This window comes from Paeniglutamicibacter cryotolerans (assembly GCF_014190875.1).
GTDB classification, from domain to species: Bacteria; Actinomycetota; Actinomycetes; order Actinomycetales; family Micrococcaceae; genus Paeniglutamicibacter; species Paeniglutamicibacter cryotolerans.
Window position 1 is genome coordinate 638964 of record NZ_JACHVS010000002.1, and the last position, 23776, is coordinate 662739.

20 protein-coding genes are annotated in these 23776 nt (G+C 65.0%); 14 read left to right on the forward strand and 6 right to left on the reverse strand.

All coding sequences use genetic code 11. The annotated features are described in order from the left end of the window. The first annotated feature begins 259 nt into the window (after positions 1-259). A complete protein-coding gene (locus E9229_RS16120) occupies positions 260-3094 on the forward strand; it encodes an AfsR/SARP family transcriptional regulator (protein ID WP_183512656.1) in 2835 nt (944 codons plus the stop codon). An 8-nt stretch (positions 3095-3102) separates the two neighbouring features. On the opposite strand, the gene E9229_RS16125 is transcribed toward E9229_RS16120, so the two are convergent. Next, the gene (locus E9229_RS16125) at positions 3103-3573 is read right to left on the reverse strand and encodes a hypothetical protein (RefSeq protein WP_183512657.1); all 471 of its coding nucleotides are present in this window, start codon (positions 3571-3573) and stop codon (positions 3103-3105) included. A 436-nt stretch (positions 3574-4009) separates the two neighbouring features. Continuing rightward, positions 4010-4306, reverse strand: coding sequence for a DUF4190 domain-containing protein (locus E9229_RS16130; protein ID WP_183512658.1), 297 nt, complete (start codon positions 4304-4306; stop codon positions 4010-4012). A gap of 402 nt (positions 4307-4708) precedes the next feature. Between E9229_RS16130 and pdxS the strand changes: the two genes are divergently transcribed. The 3 genes from pdxS (at position 4709) to E9229_RS19550 (ending at position 6582) form a co-directional block, all read left to right on the forward strand. Further along, positions 4709-5623 (forward strand): pyridoxal 5'-phosphate synthase lyase subunit PdxS, encoded by a 915-nt coding sequence (gene pdxS, locus E9229_RS16135; RefSeq protein ID WP_183512659.1) that lies wholly within the window; start codon positions 4709-4711, stop codon positions 5621-5623. Between the two features lie 252 nt (positions 5624-5875). Then, complete coding sequence (locus E9229_RS16140) at positions 5876-6457, forward strand: alpha/beta hydrolase (RefSeq protein WP_246380826.1); 582 nt, start codon at positions 5876-5878, stop codon at positions 6455-6457. Beyond that, the gene (locus E9229_RS19550; RefSeq protein ID WP_246380828.1) at positions 6409-6582 is read left to right on the forward strand and encodes a hypothetical protein; all 174 of its coding nucleotides are present in this window, start codon (positions 6409-6411) and stop codon (positions 6580-6582) included. Before E9229_RS16140 ends, E9229_RS19550 begins: the two co-directional genes overlap by 49 nt. A gap of 86 nt (positions 6583-6668) precedes the next feature. On the opposite strand, the gene E9229_RS16145 is transcribed toward E9229_RS19550, so the two are convergent. Next, positions 6669-7424, reverse strand: a complete 756-nt coding sequence (locus E9229_RS16145; protein ID WP_183512660.1) for a GNAT family N-acetyltransferase — start codon at positions 7422-7424, stop codon at positions 6669-6671. A gap of 8 nt (positions 7425-7432) precedes the next feature. Beyond that, complete coding sequence (locus E9229_RS16150) at positions 7433-9442, reverse strand: M3 family metallopeptidase (RefSeq protein WP_183512661.1); 2010 nt, start codon at positions 9440-9442, stop codon at positions 7433-7435. A 78-nt stretch (positions 9443-9520) separates the two neighbouring features. Here E9229_RS16150 and E9229_RS16155 point away from each other — a divergent pair, with 78 nt between their 5' ends. The 10 genes from E9229_RS16155 to E9229_RS16200 all read left to right on the forward strand — a co-directional run bounded on the left by E9229_RS16155 (position 9521) and on the right by E9229_RS16200 (position 20761). Beyond that, complete coding sequence (locus tag E9229_RS16155) at positions 9521-10804, forward strand: CapA family protein (protein ID WP_246380829.1); 1284 nt, start codon at positions 9521-9523, stop codon at positions 10802-10804. 94 nt (positions 10805-10898) lie between these two features. After that, the gene (pdxT, locus tag E9229_RS16160; protein WP_221184745.1) at positions 10899-11588 is read left to right on the forward strand and encodes a pyridoxal 5'-phosphate synthase glutaminase subunit PdxT; all 690 of its coding nucleotides are present in this window, start codon (positions 10899-10901) and stop codon (positions 11586-11588) included. Positions 11589-11590: 2 nt separating this feature from the next. Continuing rightward, positions 11591-12346: a YebC/PmpR family DNA-binding transcriptional regulator gene (locus E9229_RS16165; RefSeq protein WP_183512664.1), complete on the forward strand. Its 756-nt coding sequence runs from the start codon at positions 11591-11593 to the stop codon at positions 12344-12346. 7 nt (positions 12347-12353) lie between these two features. Continuing rightward, entirely contained in the window at positions 12354-12968 is a 615-nt protein-coding gene (ruvC, locus tag E9229_RS16170; protein WP_183512665.1) for a crossover junction endodeoxyribonuclease RuvC, read from the forward strand. A gap of 126 nt (positions 12969-13094) precedes the next feature. Further along, a complete protein-coding gene (ruvA, locus tag E9229_RS16175) occupies positions 13095-13703 on the forward strand; it encodes a Holliday junction branch migration protein RuvA (protein ID WP_183512666.1) in 609 nt (202 codons plus the stop codon). Positions 13704-13718: 15 nt separating this feature from the next. Then, on the forward strand, positions 13719-14780 hold the full coding sequence (gene ruvB / locus E9229_RS16180) for a Holliday junction branch migration DNA helicase RuvB (RefSeq protein ID WP_183512667.1): 1062 nt from the start codon (positions 13719-13721) through the stop codon (positions 14778-14780). Positions 14781-14950: 170 nt separating this feature from the next. Then, positions 14951-15394 carry a preprotein translocase subunit YajC gene (yajC, locus tag E9229_RS16185; RefSeq protein ID WP_312855733.1) on the forward strand — a complete coding sequence of 148 codons (444 nt, stop codon included), beginning with the start codon at positions 14951-14953 and terminating at the stop codon, positions 15392-15394. 155 nt (positions 15395-15549) lie between these two features. Continuing rightward, a complete protein-coding gene (gene secD, locus E9229_RS16190; protein WP_183512668.1) occupies positions 15550-17277 on the forward strand; it encodes a protein translocase subunit SecD in 1728 nt (575 codons plus the stop codon). After that, positions 17270-18253, forward strand: coding sequence for a protein translocase subunit SecF (secF, locus tag E9229_RS16195; RefSeq protein WP_183512669.1), 984 nt, complete (start codon positions 17270-17272; stop codon positions 18251-18253). Before secD ends, secF begins: the two co-directional genes overlap by 8 nt. Before the next feature lie 204 nt (positions 18254-18457). Continuing rightward, a complete protein-coding gene (locus tag E9229_RS16200; protein WP_183512670.1) occupies positions 18458-20761 on the forward strand; it encodes a RelA/SpoT family protein in 2304 nt (767 codons plus the stop codon). Between the two features lie 561 nt (positions 20762-21322). Here E9229_RS16200 and E9229_RS16205 read toward each other — a convergent pair. Together E9229_RS16205 and E9229_RS16210 are read right to left on the reverse strand one after the other, a co-directional pair. Next, a complete protein-coding gene (locus E9229_RS16205; protein ID WP_183512671.1) occupies positions 21323-21925 on the reverse strand; it encodes a type IV toxin-antitoxin system AbiEi family antitoxin in 603 nt (200 codons plus the stop codon). A 182-nt stretch (positions 21926-22107) separates the two neighbouring features. After that, a complete protein-coding gene (locus E9229_RS16210; RefSeq protein ID WP_407671380.1) occupies positions 22108-23574 on the reverse strand; it encodes a DUF349 domain-containing protein in 1467 nt (488 codons plus the stop codon). Positions 23575-23776 lie beyond the last annotated feature (202 nt).

Below are 23776 nucleotides of genomic sequence, written 5' to 3' on the forward strand. Positions count from 1 at the left end.
CAGTTAGTCTTCGGGACAGATTGGGACTGGCTGGGGGAGCGGCTTTCACGTACTGGATGCCGAGTAATGAAGTGATGCCGAGGCCATGAACCTGGTCGCGACCGTGACTTAGTACAAGGGCCGGGTCACAATAGGATCCATGTTGGAAGTGAGGGTTCTCGGGCCGCTCGGAATTACCCTTGACGATGTCCCATTGGAGCCGTTGGGGTCCATGGGGAAGGCTATCGTGGCCATGTTGGCGATGGAGGCTCCCCGCTGGGTGACCCCTGAATCGCTAACCGATGCACTGTGGGGAGCTTTTCCACCCACCAGTGCGAAGAATTCCCTGCAGCTTCATGTATCCGGTCTTCGGAAACTCATGGTCCCGAACGGCGTGTCCGTTGACTGGACGACCGCGGGGTACCGGTTGGCTACCCCGGCGTTGTACGTGGATGCCATGGAATTCCGAAGATCAGTGGCTGAGGCGCATGCTGCCACAATGACCGGGAGCCTGGCACATGCATCCGGACTATTTAGTCAGGCCATGAATCTGTGGCGGGGCATGCCTTGTCAAGGACTGGAGCATCTTCCCTTTCACCTGCAATTCAGTATGGATCTGGTCGCCGCCAAAGCGTCTGCTCTTTGCGAATGGGCTAGATGTCTCATGAACGAGGGACATTTCGAACGAAGTATTGAGGTCGCTGAGGAGGCCAGCCGTTTTTCACCCTACGACGAACATGCATGGGGGCTGCTGGCACTTGGACGTTATCGCGCCGGTCGCCAGTCTGAATCACTGGCAACTATCCAACGGGCCAAACGGCTACTCGCCAGCGAACTTGGACTTGACCCAGGCCCTGAACTTCAGGAATTGGAAGGCCAGATCCTGTCCCATTCGGTCCCTCCCATACAGGAACAGCCCATTGCCGTCGTCTTAGATCCACCTTTGAGTGCGTTCCCGGTACCATCGGTGACTTTGGTAGGTAGAGACGAATTGCTCTTGCGCCTTGAACCCATGCTCCAAAACCCGGGAGTCATCACGCTTACGGGCCTTGGTGGAGTCGGGAAGACGGCAATCGCAGCAACTGCAGCGACCGGCTTGCAAGTCAACGGGCGGCCGGTCACCTACCTTGACCTATCGACGGCGCATGGAATGTCGAGTGCACTCGCGCAGCTGGAATCGATCGTTGAAGCGCCGAAGGCGGTTCGATTATCGGAGGAGATACTGTCGGCGGTCCCCGTATGCGTCTTGGACAATGCCGATGGAATCGATGGGGCATTGGAGACCAGACTTAAGGTACTGACCCAATTCCGCCATCTGCTCCTACTCGTGACCCGTCGTCGGCCGCTAGGTTGGAAGGACGAACGTGTTATTCGGATTGATCCGCTGCCCTACGGGCCGATGCCTACGGGGCCGTCCCCGGCTGCGACACTTTTCATGGAGGGGCTTGCCCCGGGCATCGATCCTGAAATCCATGCGGTGGAGGCGATTTGTATGTCGCTTGAGGGGCTTCCCCTTGCTTTGCTATTTGCTGCCCGGAGGACCCGCTTCATGTCGCTTGACCGGTTGGCGTCATCCGTTGGAGCATCGGGATTTGCTTCAGTCTTTGGATCCAAGGCCAGGAGCAACACGGAGCCGTTCGGTTCACTGGACGCTATAGTTGGGGCCACTGTAGCGGCATTGGAATCGGGAAGCCTGTCCGTCCTAGAGCGCTGTGCAGACATCATGGGGTGGACGACATATGGCCTCTTAGATTCTGCATTCGGTCCCAATAGCTCGGTACTGATTGACGGGTTGGAAGAACTCTGTGATTCGGGTCTGCTTGAAGCTGGCCCATATGACACATACCGGCTTCGCAGGGTGGCTAGGGAATATGTTCTGGCTGCTAGGCAAGAAAACCGTCCTGATCCATTTATAACTGAAATTATCTTGGCGCATGTTGCAGCCATCGTCCCGGGGCTTTTCGGACCGAAGGCTGCTGCTGCCCTGCAACGGCTTTCGCTGGATCATGAACCGATTATTGGTGCGCTTGCAGCCGCCATACGGGATGGCCAGCACGAATCAGCGGTGGCCCTGGCTTTTTCCTTGGGCAGGTACTGGCTCTTGGCAGGGCAATTGAAGGAGGGCAGGCAATGGATCGAGCGTGTTGGTTCGCTGTCCCTTGCATCAGATTCGGATCGCATTAGGCTCTCGATTCTGGGGGCAACTTTTGGTAGTTACATCAATGAGGTTGGCTGCGAAGTGCAACTGAATGAACTACTTGAACAAGCATCAACGATGGGAGTGGTTATTGACCGGATCATTGTAAACGGGTGGTGCGCTCTGGCCGCCATGGAAGCCCACCAAAACCTTCAGGCCAATGCCGACCTCCATGCAAACAAGGCTGCAATATTGGCCGAAGCCAGTGAAGATCCGTCGTTAATCGCACTAGCCCGCGACCTTGCTGGTCATGTGGCCGCCTATCGCGGTGACCATGATCGGGCGTTGGCGCTGGCCTTGGAAGGCATCGATGCAGCGCGCCAGAGTGGTGACGCCTACGACATGCTTAATCTGCTTACTGCTGCGGTGGACAACCTAGTGAGGCTGGACAGGATCCCAGAGGCACTTGCCTTGTCGCGGGAAGCCCTCGAGCATGCATCTTCCTTTGAATCTGGTCCGTTGGTCTCAACAGTTTTACTCCTGCGTGCAGATGCACTTACTGCCGACGGACAGATTCACGAGGCGCGCGGGTACCTGACCGAAGTATTGCGGATCTCGATTGATTCGCACCCGGATCCCTTGGGAACAGCAGACGCACTGTATATTTTGGCTGCTGGTGCGGCTCGTGAAATGCGGGATCTGATCGCAGCGCGACTCTTTGAAGCTGCCCGGTCATTCTTGGCAGATTGCGGATTGGATTTGGAATCGCGTATGGCTGGCCACTGCTCTCGGGAGTATGACGCACTCTCCCAGCGATTGGGAAATGCCTTGATCTCTACCCTTGGAATTGGAGGACGGAGTGACCCGCAAAAGGTGGTATTTTCTGTAGTTTCTGGAAGTATTTGGTCGGTTGAGTCCGCATCCTACCCAGCACAAAAGTATGCCGGGCACCCTCCCTTGAGGGCGCCCGGCAGTTGAACTACGGATCACCAGCGGTCCTGCCTCACCCAAACGGTGCCGAAGTTGTATGCACGGTTGGGTTGTGCGTATACATATTGCGAGTAGCCCGTGAAAAGTGCGTTACCCACGCGCTTGGAAACGATAAAGCGCCAGTAGTATCCGGGGAGCAGGGCCACCGTATGACAGCCATTCCTTGTGCCAAGGGTTTGGATGACGTTGTACCACCGTCCGTCTGACGAATAAACTTGTGTCTTGAATTCGTAGGTGTACGGACCGCCCTCGACATGTTGGAAACAGATGCGAGCGCTTGTATAGCCAGTGGCAGCGGACGCAGGAGGTGCGATCGCGAAACCGCCGGCAAAGACGAGCCCCATGGCGAGGAGCCAAATGGTCAACGTGCGCTTGATCCCCACCACGCGCCTAGCCCTCAGGGGGCGGTCTCCCAGGTCATTGCCGCTGGCGGCGGACCCGGTCTTCGAATCCTTCATCGTTTTCATGATGACTCCTTGTGGACTGTTCGTGTTCTGACAACATGAACTCTCCTCCGCGGCACTTAACCGCTGCTTAAGAGTCGCTGATCCTTCCCCGTTCGCCGGGACACCGTCGCCGGTGATGCGTTCCATTCCGGTGGCTGGCTGCCCCCTTCGCGCGATCCTGGCCCTGCACGGGCTGGAGTCGTGCCCACGGTATGACTGCATGCGGTTCAGCTGCCCCATGACCAACGCCAAGGTGGCCCATATTGGCCATCGCCCCGCCGTGTCCCCCGATCCGGGGGCGGGCACGTGATCGGGGCCCCGGTGAAAGGGGAGGGTTCCGACCGCCGGGACGGGGATTTGTCCTGCGGGCAGTTCCACAGTGCTGCATCCTCGGGCACTGGCCGCCGCGAAAGGGCAGATGGTGAATGCCGTCCTCCGCAGCCCTGGCTTCGGGCGGCTAGCTCGAGAGTTGGTGGAACACGGCCGGTAGCGAAGCCAGCGAGGCGACCACCGCAAAGGCGCCGATGCCATAGCCGAGACCCAGTGCACAAAGCGCCAGCCAACGGCCCCTTTCGCCGGCGACTGCGATCTGGTTCAACGAAACGTGCCCGGCGCCGACGGCGAAAACGGCAAGCACCGGCATGCCCAGCATCCAGAGTCCCGAAACCGCGACGAGGGCCAAGGCCAGGGCTGCAACAGCGAGCCTGTTCAGTCGAGCGGTTTTCGGGGGGTCCGAAACGTCAAGTGCGCTCATGGGTCCTCCTGGCCTCTTAGCTGAGGATGAGTCTAGCTGTCGCTACGGCAGGGCAGTGGAGCAGGGCACGGGCGCTCCGCCGAAACCAGCGATGGCGCTCAACCCAGCAGCGTCGCCCGCCGTCGGGGATCCGCCTCCGCGCAGGTGCATGCCGTGAGCCAGGGGAGTCGTTCGGACCCGTGGGGCAGCCTGAACCGGCGGGAAGGGGTGAGGACCGGGGGAATCTCGAGAACCGGATCCGCTACGGGTGCATCATTTCAGGGCGTCCTGTACGCCCCCGAAGGGATCCCGGTCAAAGATCCGGGCCGGAAGCCCCCGATTGTGACGTCACAAACCCCGCTTCGGCCCGAACCACGGTCCTACGATGAAGCGTACTTCCCCAACCTTTGAAAGGACATCGACTTGTCCAGCACAGAAAACACTTCATCCGCCCCCGCCCTCAAAGGCAGTGACCGGGTGAAGCGCGGCATGGCCGACATGCTCAAGGGAGGCGTCATCATGGACGTCATCAATGTCGAGCAGGCCAAGATCGCCGAAGACGCCGGAGCCGTCGCCGTGATGGCCTTGGAGCGCGTCCCGGCCGACATCCGCGCCCAGGGCGGCGTGTCCCGCGCCAGCGACCCGGACATGATCGACGCCATCATTGCCGCCGTGTCCATCCCGGTGATGGCCAAGGCACGCATCGGCCACTTCGTCGAGGCCCAGGTCCTGGAATCCCTCGGTGTCGATTACGTCGATGAGTCAGAGGTCCTCTCCCCGGCCGATTATGAGCACCACATCGACAAGTGGAACTTCAAGGTGCCGTTCGTTTGCGGGGCCACCAACCTGGGTGAGGCGCTGCGCCGCATCAACGAGGGCGCAGCGATGATCCGCTCCAAGGGCGAGGCCGGCACCGGCGACGTGTCAAACGCCACCGGGCACATGCGCAAGATCCGCGCCCAGATCGCCCAGCTGGCGGCATTGCCCGAGGACGAGCTCTACGTGGCCGCCAAGGAACTGCAGGCACCGTACGAACTGGTCAAGGAGATTGCCTCCACCGGCAAGCTCCCGGTAGTGCTCTTCACCGCCGGCGGCATCGCCACCCCGGCCGACGCCGCGATGATGATGCAGCTGGGCGCAGACGGCGTCTTCGTCGGCTCGGGCATCTTCAAGTCCGGCAATCCGGCGCAGCGTGCCGCCGCCGTCGTGAAGGCCACCACCTTCTACGACGATCCCTCGGTCATCGCGCAGGTATCACGCGGGCTGGGCGAGGCCATGGTCGGCATCAACGTGGCCGACCTGCCGGCACCGCACCGCCTCTCCGAGCGCGGCTGGTAAACAGCGCCTCCTCGCAATGAACGCAAACGTGCTCCCGGCTTCAGCATTGAAGCCGGGAGCACGTTTGCGTCCCTCCGGTCTCGACCTGCCCGCAACCCGCCATCGGATTCTCCAACGTCTCTTCCAGTCTTCCCGACTAGGGTCTTTGCTGGAGAAGTCTTGGCCCGAGGCGTGGATAGCCCGGCGTGCGGGCCTTGCGCGCGTTATCGCCTTCGAATGCCGGGCACTGAATCAATCGTGGAGGAGCCGACCATGGAGCTGATCTTCGTACACGGAGCCTTGGTTCGTGACGGGCGCTGGTGGTGGCAGCGGACGGCCGAGTTGCTGAGCGAAGCAACTGGCATCAGTAGCCGAGCCGTTGCCTTGCCTTCCTGCGGGGAAGCTGCGCCGGAGCAGCCCTGCGGTGCTCTGGTGGCAGACGCTGAAGCCCTTCGGGCTGAACTCGACGAGACGGATTCCGCGATCGTCGTTGGCCACTCGTATGGGGGTACGGTGATCGCCGAAGCCGGAGGACACCGTGCGGTTGAACACCTGCTCTTCGTGTCTTCGTACCTGCCGGAGGTCGGCCAGTCCCAGGCGGTGATCATGAGCGGTGATGAGGACCCGGTTTCCATTGGAGAGAACGGGGACGGAACAGTGGGCGTGGTGGGCTACGACGCGACCTCGTTTGGAGATCGATTCCTTCAAGATGCCGATGGCTTGACCCGGAAGCAGGCGTGGGATCGGGTGACGCCACAGGCCCTGGCGCATTTACCACACCGACAAGTACTGCCGGGTGGCAGGGCGTGGATTCGACGTACATCGTCTGCAGCCGGGACCGCAGCACCTCGCTGAAGCTGCAACGATTCCACGCGTCCAGGGCGACGCGGTCCATCGAACTACCGACCGGACACCATCCGTTCATCACCCGTCCGGACCTGATGCTGGAACAGCTGTTGGCACTGCTGCGACTGAGCTGAGCTTCATTCGGACGCGCAGGGTGCCCATGGGTAACCGCTCAGTGTTTACACACCCGAAACGCCCGTGGTGTTCGTCGTTCCGGGATTTAGCGCAGCACCATATGCCGGCCGCGGCCCAGCAGACGCATCCCGGAGGCCTCGAAGAACTCGGCGGAACCGGGGGATCCGGCGGCGATGAGTTCCGGAGCTGCTCCCTCAGCCAAAGCCAGCGGATTCGTCATGCCGTGGGCCAGGGCGTGGAGCAGTGCGGTACCGGCACCCTGACGGCGGTGGTCACTGGCGACGGCAAGACCGTAGAGTGCCACCTCCCCGCCAATGCTCTGCTGGGCGAATGCCCGCCCGACCAGATCCCCGTCAAGTGTCCGGGCGCTGGCATGCTCCACCCGGCGCAGGGCGGCGTGGCCGGCTGTCAGCCCGGCGGCCTTCGGGTCGCGCCACAGGTTGGCGACCTTGAGTTCCAGGGCATCTGCACCCTGGGCCTCGGGCACGTCGATGCCCAGACGTACTCGTCCATTCCAGCGCTCCCACTGCGGTGAGGGATTACCGGCATGCCAGCTGATCTGGGAGGCGTCGCGGAAGCCGGCCTGATGCAGTCCGGTGCCCCCGGCGCCGGAATTGATCCAGGCCTCGATCCGGCGGGCACCGAGGCGGGTTCCTTCGGCCAGACCGGGGCGCAGCCCGGCTTCGTTGGCGTTCTCGGGGAAGAGCAGAACCAGTCGGCGGCGGGCGGGCTGCCAGGCCCAGGAACATTCATGGGTGGTGAACACCTTGCCGCCGGTGGCCACAGCCATGGCCTGATGCCATGCGGACAGCGACTTCTGGGCGGAACCAATGGTCGGCATGTGCTTTGTTACCCCTTCAATCCACGTCGTTCGAGCAGCGGTTCGATGCGTGCGTCACGGCCCCTGAAGGCCCGGTAGGACTCCAACGGATCGCGCGTGTTGCCGCGGGCGAGCAGTTCGTTGCGGAACACCTCACCGGCGGAGCGGGAAAGGCCGCCGTTTTCCTTGAACCATTCAACGGTGTCGGCATCTAGCACTTCGGACCAGATGTAAGAGTAGTACCCTGCAGCGTAGCCGCCGTCGAAGACATGCTTGAAATACCCGGTCCGGTAACGCGGCGGGACAAGTTCGGGATCCAGTCCGGCTTCCAGCAACGCATCGCGTTCAAAGGACAGCGGGTCTTCCACCCGCTGTCCGGTGGTGAGCGAATGCCAGGCCAGATCGAGCACGGCGGCGCCGAGGTATTCGGTGGTGGCGAAGCCCTCGCCCCATAGTGACGCGGCGTCGAGTTTCTCCAGGATGCCCTCGGGCAGTGCTTCGCCGGTCTCATGGTGCACCGCGTAACGGTGAGCCAGCTCGGGCCAAGTCGCCCACATCTCGTTGACCTGGGAGGGATACTCAACGAAGTCCCGCGGCACGTTGGTACCCGCGAGCGAGGGGTAGGTGGCAGCGGAAAAGAGCCCATGCAGCGCATGCCCGAACTCGTGGAAAACAGTGGTCAACTCGTCCAGGCTCAGCAGGGCGGGGGCACCGGGTGCAGGCGCGGGGATGTTCAGGTTGTTGGTGACCACCGGCAGCTCACCCAGCAGCGAGGCGCCGTCGCGGATCGAGTTCATCCACGCGCCTCCGGCCTTGGTGGGCCGGGCGAAGTAGTCGCCGGTGAACAGGCCGAGGGCCGAACCGTCGACGTTGGCGACCTCCCAGGTGCGCACGTCCGGGTGCATGACCGGCAGGTCGGGGCGCTCGGTGAACGTGATCCCGTACAGGCCCGTGGCAGCGGCGAACACGCCGTCCGTGATGACCTTGTCCAGCTCGAACCAGGGGCGCAGGGCGGCACGATCCACAGCATAGCGATCCCGGGCCACGGCGGCCGAGCGGAATGCCCAGTCCCAGGGGCGGATGGGTGAGCCGGTGGCAGCGGAGAGGATGTCCGCCTCAGTGCGGGCATTGGCCAGGGCCGCGGGGACCAGGGCGGCGAGGCGTTCGCGGACCGCCGCCAGCGACGGGGCCGTCTGGGCGGCCAAGGCGTAGTCGGCGTGGGTGGCGTAGCCCAGCAGCGCCGCGCGGTCGGCACGCAGTTCGGCCATTCGGGCGCCGATATCGATGGTCTTGTGCTCCCCGGCGGTGCCGCGGTTCAGCGAGGCCTCGAAGATCCGACGCCGCGTGGCGGACAGTTCGAGCTGTTCGAGCACCGGCTGTGCCGTGGGCAGGATCATTGTGATCAGGTAGCCGCCCTCATAGCCCGCGGCCAGCGCTGCTGCTGCCGCGTTCTCCAACGCGGCGGCGTCGAGTCCGGCGAGATCGGCGGCCGAGTCGAAGTGCACGGCGGCGTCGTTGAGTCCGGCCAGCAGGCGGCGCGAGTAGGTGGAGGAAAGCTCGGTGATGCTGGCGTTCAGTGAGCGCAGGGCTTCCTTGGCGGCGGGTTGGAGTTCGGCCCCGGCCTGGCGGAAGTCGCGCAGCGTCTGTTCGACCAGTCGGGCATCCTCCCCGCGCAGGGCGGAGGCGTCAACCTGCAGCAGGCGCGCATACAGGTCCCCGTCCAGATGGATGGCGTCGTGGTGTGCGTTGGACAGCGCCTGCATGCGGGCGTCGATGTCCAGCAGTTCGGCAGTCCCGTGCGAGGGAAGCACGTTCGAATAGGCCATCAGCGTGCGGCGCAGCAACTGGCCGCTGCGTTCCAGCGCGACGAACGTCGTCTCGAAGGTGGCGGGGGAGGCGTCGGTGGCGAGCAGGGCCAGCTCGGTCAGCTGTTCCCGCGCTCCAAGCGTCGCGGCCTGAAGGTAATCGGCCGGGCCGATGAGCGGAAAATCGGGAAGTTCGTACGGCAGGGGGCTACGTTCGAGCAACGGATTAGGCATGGCCCAAGCCTGTCATACCGGCCCCGCGCAGGCACGTTCCCGCGCCGTTGTTTCGCCATGCGCGATAGGCTCGGGGGCATGCCAGCACCGAACTCCGCTTCCCGCCGCGCGCTCCCGGCCGCCTTCTTGCTGGCGTCCACGTTGGCCCTTGGCGCCTGCTCGGGGCAAGGGAGCGAACCGACGGCAACGCCGTCGGGCATGCGGGTTTCCGAGACCCCGGCCAGTGCCGGTGGGGCGCCGGCCGCACCGGACGCAAGCACCGCTCCGGGCAAGCCGACCGCAGCCAAGGCCCCCAAGGCTACGACCACCGCCGCGCCGCCGCTGGGATCGCTCGATGACTGCGGGGCCGATGACTGCCTGGACCTGGTGGTCACCGGCGATGTGCTGCTGCACCCCGCGCTCTGGGAACAGGCCATCGCCGATGGATCCACAGCCGCGCCCGACTACTTCCCGCTGGTCTCCGGAATCAAACCCCTGCTGGACGAGGCGGAGGTGGCGATCTGCAACCTCGAAACCCCCGTCGCCGCATCGCCGGGACCCTATTCCGGTTACCCGGGCTTCAACGTCCCCCCGCAGATCCTGCCCGCGCTGAAGCAGGTCGGCTACGACGGTTGCACCACAGCCAGCAACCACACCATCGACGCGGGAACCGCCGGCGTGGTGCGGACCCTCGACGCGCTCGATGATGCCGGTTTGGTCCATACCGGCTCCTACCGGACCCGTGCCGAATCCCTCAAACCGCTGCTGATTGAATCCCGCGGGGCGGAGATCGCCCTCATTGCGGGCGCCTATGGGCTGAACGGGCAGGTGGCCGACATGCCCTGGCGCGTGGACGGCATCGGGAAGGCCGGGCTCATTGCCCGGGCCAAGGCAGCGCGGGCCGCGGGTGCCGACCTGGTCGTCGCCGGGCTGCATGCCGGGGTGGAATACACGGACCGGGCCTCCGCCGACCAGATCGCCCTGAATCGGGCCCTGGCTGAATCCGGGGCCTTTGACTTCATCTACTCCCACCACACGCACTCGGTGCTGCCGCTTGAAAAGCACGCGGGGACCTGGATCGTATACGGTCTGGGCAATTCGGTGGCCAAGCACGCGACGAACAACCCGCTGAACCGCGAGGGACTGAGCGTGAAGATGCGCTTCGAACGCAGCGGCAAGAGCTGGAAGCCCGCCGCCCCGCAATGGGCCGGGCACATCATGGCCGAAAACCCCTCGCGCTGGTGTGCGCTGCCCGCCCCGGCGCGAAAGCCCTGTACCAATGCCGCGGTGGATGCAGCCTCGCTGAAACGCACCGCCGGGACGGTCAACGCGATGGGTGCCGCCAAGGACGGTGCCACGCCATGGATTCCGGCCGGTAGGTAGCCAACTTGGTTCCCGGGCGCGGTTGGCCGGATGCGGCGCGTCATGACGGGCGCCGGAGGGGCGTGGCCGGAGTACGCTTTAGTGCGCCCGGCCGCTGTCGGGCACACAAACCGTTTCCGGGCATGTGCCCGGGAGGAAGCGATCAAGCGTGAACCGTATAGGTGTGCTCGCCCTGCAGGGTGATGTCAGGGAACATGTTCAGATGCTACGCAGGTTGGGAGCCGACCCGGTCCCCGTGCGCCGCCCCGAGGAACTGGACGGACTGGAGGGCCTGGTGCTCCCCGGAGGGGAGTCGACGGTCATCGACAAGCTGGCCAGGACCTACGGCGTGGCACCGGTGCTGAAGCAGCGGATTGCCGAGGGCCTGCCGGTCTACGGATCCTGCGCCGGGATGATCCTGTTGGCGGATACCATCGCCGATGCGAGCACCGATAGTGCGGGAAATCCGCAGCAGAGTTTCGGCGGCATCGATATGGTGGTTCGCCGCAACGCGTTTGGCCGGCAGGTCGATTCATTTGAATCCGACATCGATTTCGAGGGTTTCACCGACCCGGTGCGAGCCGTCTTCATCCGTGCTCCCTGGGTTGAAACCGCCGGCGCCGGCGTCCGGGTATTGGCGCGGGTCCCGGACCCGGAAGGGCAAATGCGGCCCGGTGTGGACTCGGTCGGTAGAATTGTCGCAGTTCGTTCGGGAAATCTCTTGGCGACCTCCTTTCACCCCGAGGTGAATGGGGAAAGTCGAATTCACGAATTATTCATTAAGATGATCAGAGGAGACGCGTAAGCATGTCCGGCCACTCCAAATGGGCAACCACGAAACACAAGAAGGCAATCCTCGACAGCAGGCGCGCCAAGGCGTTCGCCAAGCTGATCAAGAACATCGAGGTCGCTGCCCGCGCGGGCGGCGCTGACATGGCCGGCAACCCCGGCCTCGAAGTTGCCGTTGCCAAGGCAAAGAAGACTTCGGTCCCCAATGACAACATCGACCGCGCCATCAAGCGCGGCGCCGGCCTGACCGGCGAGGTCATCGACTACACCGAGATCATCTATGAAGCACGCGGCCCGCAGGGCTCGGCGCTGCTGATCGAGTGCCTCACCGACAACAAGAACCGCGCGGCTTCCGAGGTGCGCCTGGGCATCACCCGCAACGGCGGCACCGTCGCCGACCCGGGATCCGTTGCCTACCTCTTCGCCCGCAAGGCCGTCATTACGCTGCCGAAGAAGGACCTGACCGAGGATGACCTGCTGATGGTCGTGCTCGATGCCGGAGCCGACGAGGTCAAGGAATCGGGCGACAATTTCGAAATCCATGCCGAGCCCGGAGACCTGCGCGCCATTGTCGCAGCCCTCGAGGAGGCCGGCATCGAGTACGAGACCGACGAGGTCGAGTTCGTCCCCTCGATGCAGGTCGAACTGGACGTCGATGGCGCGGCGAAGTTCATCAAGCTCTTCGACGCGCTCGAGGAACTTGACGACGTGCAGAACGTGTACTCGAATGCCGAAATCTCGGCCGAGATCCACGCCCAGCTGGACGCGGAGTAGCACCCAGATGGCCTTGCGGGTGGTAGGCGTCGACCCCGGACTGACCCGTTGCGGGTTGGCCGTGGTCGACGTCGAACCCAACCGCAGGGCCACGCTTGTTGATGTCACGGTCATCGGCACCGACCCGGGGGTGGCGCTTGACGCGCGGCTGCTGGTGATCGCCGACGGCATCGACGCCTGGCTGGACAAGCACCGGCCCGACGTGGTCGCGCTCGAACGCGTGTTCAGCCAGATGAACGTCTCCACGGTGATGGGCGTCGCCCAGGTCACGGGCGTGGTGATCGTCGCCGCCGCCCGCCGCGGCATCCCCGTGGCGCTGCATACGCCCACCGAGGTGAAGGCCGCGGTTACCGGCAGTGGCAGCTCGAACAAGGCGGCAGTGGGCAAGATGGTGGCCAAGATCCTGCGCCTCGATGAACCACCGAAGCCGGCCGATGCCGCCGATGCCGCAGCGCTGGCCATCACGCACGGTTGGCGAGGCGCCGCACCCGGCTCCCACGCCACCGCATCGGCGCCCACCGTCGCTGCAGTGGCGGCCCGAAGCTCGGGGCTGACCCCCGCCCAGCTGGCCTGGGCCGCTGCCGAGGCGTCGGCCAAGGCGCGGACGGTCCGCTCACGCTGAGTCCGAGAGGAAATAAGCCAGTGCCGCTGTTCGCAGCCTGAGGTACAAAGCTGTAGGCTATTCGTAAATGTATTCGCATCCCCGGGCGCGCTGCCCGGGATTCGACGCCGGAGGCGACCCCAAGGCATGATCAGTTCTCTCAACGGTGCGGTTCAGCACGTCGGCCTGAATACCGCAGTCATCAACGTCGGTGGATTCGGAATGCTGGTCAACGCCACCCCGCAGACGCTTTCGAACCTGCACGTCGGACGCGACGCCATGGTCCACACCTCGATGGTGGTGCGCGAGGAATCGATGACCCTGTTCGGTTTCGCCGACACCGAGGAGCGCGACGTCTTCGAGGTGCTACTCGGCGTAGCCGGCGTCGGCCCCCGCACGGCGTTGGCCATCCTGGCCGTCCATACGCCCGAGGACGTGCGCGTCGCCACCCACACCAAGGACACCAAGGCCTTCACCAAGGTTTCGGGCATCGGCCCCAAGGGAGCCCAGCGCATCGTGCTGGAACTCGCGGGCAAGCTCGCCCCCACCGGAAGCGGCGCCACGGCGCCCGGCACGCCGGTCGCAGACGCCTGGCGGGGCCAGGTGCTCGAGGCGCTCACCGGGCTCGGCTGGACCGAAAAGGATGCCGGCAAGGCGCTTGACGCGCTGGAGAAGTCCGATCCGGATGCAGTTGCCACCGGCAACGTCCCGGAGATCCTGCGCACCGTGCTGCGCTCCCTTGGCCGCACCCGTTAGGAACCCCGGGAAACCATGAGCAACGACGAATCGCTGACCACGACGGGTTCCGGACCCGAGGAGCGGGCCATGGAGTCCGCGCTGCGCCCCAAGAACCTCGATGACTTCGTCGGACAGGTACGCGTGCGCCAACAGCTGGACCTGGTCCTGCAGGCCTCGCGCATCCGCGAACGCACGGCCGACCACGTGCTGTTGTCGGGTCCTCCCGGGCTGGGCAAGACGACGCTGGCGATGATCGTCGCGGCGGAAATGAACGCTCCGCTGCGGATCAGCTCCGGCCCCGCCATCCAGCACGCCGGGGACCTGGCCGCCATCCTTTCCTCGCTCTCCGAGGGCGAGGTGCTTTTCCTGGACGAAATCCACCGGATGAGCCGTCCCGCGGAGGAAATGCTCTACATGGCGATGGAGGACTTCCGCGTCGACATCATCGTGGGCAAGGGCGCCGGCGCCACCGCGATACCACTTGAGCTGCCGCCCTTCACCCTGGTCGGGGCCACCACCCGAGCCGGGTTGTTGCCGGGTCCGCTGCGCGACCGATTCGGCTTCACCGGGCACCTGGAGTTCTACTCCACGCAGGAGCTCGAGCTGGTGCTGCGCCGCTCGGCCATGCTGATGGATCTCGCAGTGAATTCGGCCGGTTTCTCCGAAATTGCCGGACGATCGCGCGGAACCCCCCGCATTGCCAACCGGCTGCTGCGACGCGTGCGCGACTGGGCCCTGGTCAACGGGCTGGAGCAGATCGATGCCCGGGCCGCCTCGGCCGCATTGGACATGTATGAGGTCGATGCCCGTGGCCTGGACCGGCTGGACCGTTCGGTGCTGCACGCTCTGTGCACGAAGTTCGGCGGGGGACCGGTGGGGCTGTCCACCCTGGCGATTGCCGTGGGGGAGGAAACCGAGACGGTGGAAAGCGTCGCCGAACCGTTCCTGGTCCGCGAGGGCCTGCTCGGACGCACCCCTCGCGGCCGGATCGCCACGGCGGCCGCCTGGGACCACCTCGGACTGCGGATGCCCGCCGATGCAGTGTTTGCCGGGCAGCTGCCCGAGGACATTGAAAGCCCCGCCGAAGCGGAATAGCGGGGCCGGGACCCGGGGTGCTGTGTGCAATTGCATTCGCGCCCAGAGTGAACACGATGGCGGAGGTCACATCGCCGTTCAGCTGCGGCGGCTACAATGGAAGTCGCCCGACCGGCCAATCCGTACTGCGCCCGGCCGTCCCAATAGATACAAGAACAGGTAGTCAACCCGTGCTTATCAACATCCTAGCCACAGCCACCCCCGCCGCAGCCAAGCCGTTTGATCCGATGCTTCTGATCATGCTGCTTGCATTCGGCTTCCTGATCTTCACCATGTTCCGTGGTCGCAAAAAGGCAGCAAAGGCCCAGGAGACACTGCGCTCTTCCCTGGCCGTCGGCACTGAGGTCATGACGCAGTTCGGGCTCTTCGGCACGGTCCGTGAGATCGACACCGAGAACAACAAGGTCGTCCTTGAGGTCTCCCCGGGCAACACGGTGACGGTCCACTCACAGGCAGTCGCCAAGGTCACCGTCCAGGAACCGAGCATCACGGCCCCCGACGACGTTTCCTCGCTGACCATGGACAAGGCATCCGAAACCCGCGATCTGACCGCCGGCGAAACGCCGGAAGAGACGCTTCGCCGCCTCGACGGTGACAACGGCCCCAAGGCCTAACCCACGAATTTCATACCACTGCCATAGCGCCCCGCCACATCGCCGGGCGCTGTTGCAGTGGAAAGACAGCGGCCCGGGAGGCACCCTGACGGGAGCCTCCCGGGCTCAGCCGAATCAGCGCCATGCATGCGGCGTGACAAGAAGAAAGTCTCTCGATGTCTAAAACAGGCCCGATCAGGCACGCGCGCAAGGCGCTGCTGTGGCTCGGCGTAATCTTCATCATGCTCAGCATCCTGATGGGTGTTGGGATCATGACCAATAACGCCTCGTTTGCACCGAAACTCGCGCTCGACCTCGAGGGCGGAACCCAGATGATCCTCGCGCCCCAGGTATCCGGCGGGGCCCCGGCCACGCAGGAACAGCTTGACCAGGCAGTGCAGATTATCCGTGATCGCGTTGACGGTTCCGGTGTCTCCGAAGCCGAGATCACCACCCAGTCCGGGAAGAACGTCGTGGTTTCCATGCCGGGCGTGCCCGATGCGAAGACCCGGGAGCTGATCAAAGCCTCGGCGAACATGGAATTCCGTGCCGTCATCGAGGCCGATCAGCGGGTCACCGCCGTCCCCGAGGACCAGCGGACCCCTGCGAAGGACCTCCCCAAGCCGACGGCCAAGCCGGAAAACGGTTCGGATCCGAACTGGGTCGACGCCAAGCTGCAGAAGGAATTCGAGGCCTTTGACTGCGTCGCCGAGATCGGCAAGGGCGCATCGGTCGTACACGATCCGACCAAGCCGATGGTCGCCTGTGAACCGTCGACGGCGACGACCTACATCCTGGGTCCCGTCGAGGTTCCCGGCACTGACATCAAGGATGCCAGCTCAGGCCCCGAGCGCAACAGCCAGGGTGCTCCCACCGGTGGCTGGTCCGTGAACCTCGAGTTCACCGGTCCGGGCCAGGCCGCGTTCCGCACCGTCACCGAGCGCATCACTCCGCTTGCTCCGCCGCGTAACCAATTCGCGATCCTGCTGGACGGCACGGTCATCTCAGCACCGCGTTCGCAGGCAATCATCGCCGACGGACGGGCCTCCATCACCGGCGGCTTTACCGAGGCCTCCGCGAAGGATTTGGCCGAACAGCTGAAGTACGGCGCACTGCCGATCAGCTTCACCATTCAGAGCGAGCAGCAGATCTCCGCCACGCTGGGCACCGATCAACTGCGCATGGGCCTGATTTCCGGCATCATCGGCCTGGTTCTGGTTGCCATCTATTCCTTCTTCCAATACCGTCTGCTCGGCTTGGTCACGATGGCCTCGCTGATCGTGGCCGGCGTCCTGACCTATCAGGCGATCATCCTGCTGGGCTGGGCGCAGAACTACCGGCTGTCGCTGGCTGGCATCGCCGGCATCATCGTCGCCATCGGCCTCACCGCCGACTCGTTCATCGTGTACTTCGAACGCGTGCGTGATGAGCTGCGTGAGGGCCGTGCGCTGATCTCGGCGGTCGAAACCGGCTGGAAGCGTGCCAAGCGCACCATCATCGCCTCCAAGGCGGTCAACCTGCTCGCGGCCTTCGTGCTGTACATGGTGGCAGTGGGCAATGTGAAGGGCTTTGCGTTCACGCTGGGACTGACGGCCATCGCCGACCTCGTCGTGGTCTTCCTGTTCACTCACCCGATGCTGCAGATTCTGGCACAGACGAAGTTCTTCGGCCAGGGACACCGGCTTTCGGGCCTGGATCCTTCGCTGCTCGGTGCCGTTCCGCTGTACCGCGGGGCCGGCCAGATCCGCCGCTTCAACCAAGAGGCCCCGGAGGCACGCGGCAAGAAGAATACAGCTGCCGCGGCCGAGGCCGAACGCCGACAGACCATTGCCGAGCGCCGGCAGGCCGCCGCCAAGACCGGTTCGACCGGAAACGCCGACACGAAGGAATCCGACCGTGGCTAATCTCGCAACTTGGGGCAATGAGCTCTACACCGGAAAGCGCTCCTACCCGTTCATCGGCAAACGCAAGATCTGGTTCCTAATCGCTGGCATCCTGGTCCTCGCGTCGATCATCCTGCCCATCGCCAAGGGCGGTTTCAACCTGGGCATCGAGTTCCGCGGCGGTTCGGAGTTCACCATCTCCGGCGTCGCCCACCAGGACATCGCGCCCGGCGAGCAGGCCGTGTCACAGATCGCCCCGGACAGCCACCCGAGCGTGACGAACATCGCCGCCAACACCATGCGCATCCAGACCGACAAGCTCTCCGATGAGCAGACGGTCCAGGTTGCGCAGGCCCTTGCCGACGCCTACGGCGTGAACAAGTCCGAAGTCACCTCCACGTTCATCGGCCCGTCCTGGGGTGCAGACGTGTCACGGCAGGCGCTTTGGGGCCTGGTCGTGTTCGTGGTGCTGGTGACGCTGCTGATGGCGGCATACTTCCGCACCTGGAAAATGTCCATTGCAGCGATCATCGGCCTGTTCGCGGTGGTCGTGATCACCATCGGGATCTACTCGCTGTCGAACTTCGAGGTCACCCCCTCGACGATCATCGGCTTCCTGACGATCCTGAGCTACTCGCTGTACGACACGGTCGTGGTGTTCGATAAGATTCGCGAGAACACGCACCACGTGTTCGAGCAGAAGAAGCGCACCTTTGCCGAACTGGTGAATCTGGCCATCAACCAGACCCTTGTCCGCTCGATCAACACGTCGGTCGTCGCCGTGCTGCCCGTGGGCTCGATCCTGTTCATCGGCACCTTCATGCTTGGCGCCGGCACGTTGCAGGACCTCTCGCTGGCACTATTCGTCGGCATCATCGTCGGCACCCTGTGCACCGTGTTCGTTCAGGCCCCGCTGTACGCGGCGATGCGCATGAACGAACCGGCGATCCGCAAGCACGACGCACAGGTGCTCGAGCAGCGCGAAGTCTCGGCCTAACCCCTGCCCCGCACTGTCAGGAACACCCCCGACGGCGGGGCGCGGGTCTTCGGACCCGCGCCCCGCCGTTCTTCATGCCAGCGTGCTATAACCTTGCATGAGGGCCTGTTTCCGCCGGAATCCGTCGGCGGGGGAAAGGGGCCCGCTGCGACGCCGGGCGCGGACCCGGTGGGTCGCATCGGCGCCTTTGAGAGAGGATCAACCATGGCAGAGAATCCCCGGGCCACGGTTCCAGGTGCACCGGTTCCCGCCCCGAACAACGGCGGACGCAGGGAAGGCACCATTTCGCGCCTCGTGCGCTTGGCAGGACGCAGCGCGACGGCCCAGCCGCCCACGCTCGAGCCGCTGCTGCGCACCGTCCGCGCGAACAGCCCCAAGGCCGACCTGGACTTGTTGGTGCGCGCCTACGCGGTGGCCGAACGCCACCACGAGGGCCAGAAACGCAAGAGCGGCGACCCCTACATCACCCACCCCGTCGCCGTCGCCACGATCCTCGCCGAAATGGGCATGTCCGGTACGATCCTCGCCGCAGCCCTGCTGCACGATACGGTCGAGGATACCGACTACTCGTTGGAGGACCTCACCGCCGAGTTCGGTCCCGAAGTGGCGATGCTGGTGGACGGCGTCACCAAGCTCGACAAGGTCCAGTTCGGGGAGGCGGCGCAGGCCGAAACCGTGCGTAAGATGGTCATCGCGATGTCGCGCGACATCCGCGTGCTGCTGATCAAACTGGCCGACCGCCTGCACAATGCCCGCACCTGGCGTTATGTCTCCCCGGAATCCAGTGCCAAGAAGGCCCGCGAGACCCTGGAGATCTTTGCCCCGCTGGCGCATCGCCTGGGTATGAACACGGTCAAATGGGAGCTGGAGGACCTCTCCTTCGCTGCGTTGCACCCCAAGGTGTACGAGGAGATCGTGCGGATGGTGGGGGAGCGGACCCCCGAACGGGAGAAATACCTGAGCCTGGTGCGCGGCACCATCGAGTCCGATCTGCGCGACGCCCGGATCAAGGCCACCATCACCGGCCGGCCCAAGCACTACTACTCGATCTACCAGAAGATGATCGTGCGCGGCAAGGACTTCGATGACATCCACGACCTGATGGGCGTGCGCGTGCTGGTCGATACCCTGCGCGACTGCTATGCGACGCTCGGAACGCTGCACGCGCGGTGGACGCCGCTTCCGGGGCGGTTCAAGGACTACATCGCGATGCCCAAGTTCAACCTCTACCAGTCGCTGCACACCACCGTGATCGGCCCCGGCGGCCGCCCGGTAGAGATCCAGATCCGCACCCACGAGATGCACCAGCGCGCCGAGTACGGCGTCGCCGCACATTTCAAGTACAAGCACGGCTCCCCGAAGTCCGAGGATGCCGGTGCCGAGCAGGACATGGACTGGCTGCGCTCGCTGCTGGACTGGCAGAAGGAAACCAGGGATCCGGACGAGTTCCTCGATTCGTTGCGCTTCGAGATCAACGCGGCGGAGGTTTTCGTGTTCACGCCCAAGGGCGAGGTGCTTGCGCTGCCGGCGGGATCCACCCCGGTGGACTTCGCCTACGCCGTGCACACCGATGTCGGGCACCGCACCATCGGTGCCCGGGTCAATGGCAAGCTGGTGCCGCTGAACTCCGAGCTGAACCACGGCGATTTGGTCGAGGTCTTCACCTCCAAGGCCGAGGGTGCCGGTCCCAGCCAGGACTGGCAGGGCTTCGTCAAGAGCGCGCGGGCCCGGAACAAGATCAGGCAGTGGTTCACCAAGGAGCGCCGGGAAGAGGCGATCGAAAAGGGCAAGGAGCAGCTGACCAAGGCGCTGAGGAAGAACAACCTGCCGCTGCAGAAGCTGATGACCCACGACACGCTTTCCGCCGTGGCCCAGGAGCTGCGCCACCATGACATCTCCGCGCTCTACGCGGCCGTCGGCGACGGGCACACCTCCGCGCAGAACGTGATCGAACACCTCACCGCCCTGGTCGGCGCGCCGGATGTGGAGGAGGCGCGGCTCGACGACACCCCGATCTTCGCCGCGTCGCAGCGCCAGCAGAACTCCGATTCGGGTGTCATCATCAAGGGCGTCGGCGAGGTCCTGATCAAGTTGGCCCGTTGCTGCACTCCGGTGCCCCCGGACCAGATCACGGGCTTCGTCACCCGCGGTTCCGGCGTCTCGGTGCACCGAAACGATTGCGTGAACCTCGAGCAGCTGCGCAGCGAACCGGATCGCCTGGTGGAGGTCGAATGGGCCCCGACGAAGTCCAGCGTGTTCCTGGTAGAAATCCAGGTCGAGGCACTGGACCGCAAGTCGCTGCTCTCCGATGTCACCAAGGTGCTCTCGGACAACCATGTGAACATCCTCTCGGCCTCCGTGAATACCTCGCGGGACCGGGTGGCCATCTCGCGCTTCTCCTTCGAGATGGGCGACCCGAAATACCTGAACCACGTGCTCAACGCGGTGCGTCGGATCGATGGGGTCTATGACGTCTACCGGACCACGGCGGGCAACCGCCGCTCCTGAGCCGATGCCCGGTGGCATCCGGAGCGATGGCGCGCTGAATGTTCGAGCGGGCTATCGACCGGACCGGGTGAAATCCACCCGGTCCGGTCGATTCGCGTCCGGCGCCGTCGGCGAGGTCCCGGCCGGCATTTTGGTACGCAGTCGACACCCTGGCCGCGGCCACGGCCGGTAGTCCGATTTGTTGATGACTGCTCCGTGCCCGGTCTACGTGTGCCAACTACTCAGCTGGGCTGTGTGGGCACCGCTTCGGTCATGGGCCTGCTCGTATTCGGTGAGCCGGGCGCCGACCTGTCCGGACACCACGGCGGACGGATCGCCCGGCGAGCCCGCCTGAGCCAGGTCCGCACCGCGGCCATCCGTCCACGGGGGCGGAAAAGCCGGACGGGCCGCAGCTGGGGCATGCATCTCCCCGATGGCCCGCGGCTGTTGTTCAGTACCGGTTCCCTGGGGCACTCCCGGGTCGCCGGGACACCGCGTGCTTCGACCGATGATTGCGGGGGATGCCAGCGCAGCGGCCGCTGGGCCAAACACGCATGGTGTCGCCGGGGTTGGTCGTGGCGCCTACGCTGCGGTGCGTTCCGGCGTGGCGTCGATGAGCTTGTCCACCAGGGCCAGCGCGCGGATCCTGCCGGGCCGGCGGTGGAAGAGTGCCACGGCATCGCGAACAGTTTCCAGCCGACAGCCCAGACGCGGGATGCCGTCCATGGCGGCCAGGATGGATCGGGCCGCGTCGGGCGGTGAATTGAAGGCGACATCGGTTGCGGTGCGCAGGGGCGATGTCACGGCGACGCCGCCCAGCATGCACAATTCCGTGTCATCGACGGCTGACTCCGATAGTTTGATCTTCAGCAGCGGTACCTGGGCGTTGGGCCGGTGGTAGCGGGCCACGAGCACTTCCAGTTCCGTGGGCATCGGCCAACAGCCGTAGACCCAGGCGGCGCTGCGCCGCCCGATGATGCCGTGCGGACCCATCCTCGGCCCGGCAATGACCGCGGCAGCGCCGGCGCGGATGGCAGCGGTGTCGGGTTGCGCGGCGCCGACGAAGGTTCCCGGGAGCACCTCGCGGATGATCCCCTGATGTTCCATCGCCCGGAGTTCACCATGGGAAAACGGGTGCCCGGCGAGCATGATCATCGAGCGGAGCTCGGGAAGCGTAGTGTTCATCCCTCCACGGTGGCAGGCGTCGATGCCGCGGCACAGTACCCGGGCGCCATTGTGGATAACCAGCCGGGAGCCAGGGCAGGGCGTCGGGCAGGCAAAAGGGCAGGTGCGCCGCCGCACGGCCATGTCGGCCGTCGGGAGCGCACCCGCCCCCTGTCCGCCGGGTCAGCGACCCGGTATTGCTGCTACTGGAAGTCCGCCGCGGACTTGCGCAACGTCTCGAGCCAGGCGCGGCGCGCCTCCAGCGCCTCTTCTGCGGAGCGGATCTTGGACTCCACGCCCTTGGCGCGGGCCTTGTCCAGGTCGGCTTCAAGCTCGGCGATGGCGTCCTCGAGCTGGGTGAGCATCGAGTTCGTGCGGGCTTTGGTCTCCGGGTTGGAGCGCTGCCAGGCCTCGTCCTCCGCCGAACGCACTGCCTCTTCGACCTGGCGCAGGCCGGCCTCGACGCGCTGCATGTCGCCACGCGGTACCTTGCCAGCGGACTCCCAGCGGTCGCGGATCGAATCCAGGGCCTTCTTGGCGGCGGCCAGGTTGGTGATCGGCAGCAGGGCCTTAGCCTCGAGCAGCAGGGCGTCCTTGACGATCAGGTTCGCGCCGAACTCCTCGTCGATGGCGTCGTTCTCGGCGGTGCGGGCAGCGAAGAAGACATCCTGGGCGGCGCGGAAGCGTGCCCACAGGGCGTCGTCATCCTTGCGTGACGCGCGCTTGGACAGCTTCCACTCCTCCATCAGGCGGCGGTATTCACCGGCCGTTGCTCCCCAGTCGGTGGAATGCGAAAGTTCCTCGGCCCGCGCGATGAGCGCTTCCTTGGAGGACTTTGCCTCGGCGTTGGCGGCATCGAGCTGCGAGAAGTACGCGCGGCGGTGGCGGTCGAACGTGGTGCGGGCACCGCGGAAGCGCTTCCAGAGGTTGTCCTCGTTGGAACGGCCCAGGCGGACGCCGTGCTTCTGCGCGGCCTTCCAGGCTTCGAACAGCTCGTTCATGCGGGCCGAGCCCTGCTTCCACTGGATCACCGAGGTGTCCTGTGCGGCAAGTGCCTCCGCCTCCACGACGATGGCCTCGCGAGCCGCCAGCTCGGTGGCGCGCAGCGCCTCCAGGGCCTGGCGCTCGGCGGCGGACAGGGCCGATACGGCGGCGCGGGCCGCTTCGATGCGGGCCTCCAGTGCCGGCAGGTCACCGACCATGGTGCGCTCGGCAACGGTGGCGGCGAGGTGGTCAAGGGTCTTGGCCATGTCCGAGCTCGGTGCCTTGGCTTCGACGCGCTGCTCGAGCAGCATCAGCTGGGAAACGACATCGTCGTGCTTGCGCACGAAGTAGGCCAGGGCCTCCTCCGGGCCGGCATCCGGGTACTGGCCCACGGGGTGCTCGGTGCCGTCGATGATGACGAAGACGTGTCCATCCTCGGACACGCGGCTGTGCTTCGCTGCTTCTTCCAGCGGAGTGCTGAAGGCAGGAGGAGCGACAACGCCGGTGGCTGCCGCGGTGGCTGCCGCGGGGCGCGGCATGGCTGCCGGGGAGGGAACCGCAGCCGGCTTCGGGGCCGGGGCTGCCGGGGTGGGTGCCTCCGCCGCGGCGGCCTGCTCCATTACGGGCTGGCCTTCCGCTTCGGTGCTCGGCTGGACGTTGTCGTCGGATTGCTGACTGGTGGTCACCGCTGAAACTCTTTCACTCGGAACGGTTCCGGGCGTATCGCCGGAACAGGTATCAGGGCCACTTTACCCAGTCCGGGGCCCCGGCCGGTAGTTTCGGACCCCGAGCCGCACTCATTCGCATGGTTTCGCGCACCGCGCACTAGACTTGTGCGGTGAGACGGGCCCGTGTAGCACCCGCTGTTGCCGGGTATCCGGCCCCGTC